General features: G+C 62.2%; 1 pseudogene. It reads left to right on the forward strand.

The annotated features are described in order from the left end of the window. Positions 1-243, forward strand: a pseudogene (locus tag FPZ47_RS28790) (hypothetical protein); the annotation flags it as partial. Between the last annotated feature and the right edge of the window lie 35 nt (positions 244-278).

The raw sequence follows: 278 nt of genomic DNA on the forward strand, positions 1-278 counted from the left end.
CGCGAGGATGTGCGCGCCGGCTACGTCTACGAGCTGGCGTTTCGCCAGTTCGAGGTCTCCGACACCCGGGTTTTCGACCGGCCGGCGGCCGGGCGGTCGTTTTTCGAGCAACTCATCCGCGATCACCTCGATGTGGGCCGGCCGGAATCGGTGTCGTTGATCTTCGACCGGCGAGTCAACTCACGCACCCCGGGTACCTGGCCTCGATCTTTCATGCAATTCCGCGTTTGCGGGTGTCGTTGACGCGAAAGGTACACTGCCGCAAGGATAATAGGACT

The sequence above is a fragment of the Mycobacterium helveticum genome, assembly GCF_007714205.1.
GTDB classification, from domain to species: Bacteria; Actinomycetota; Actinomycetes; order Mycobacteriales; family Mycobacteriaceae; genus Mycobacterium; species Mycobacterium helveticum.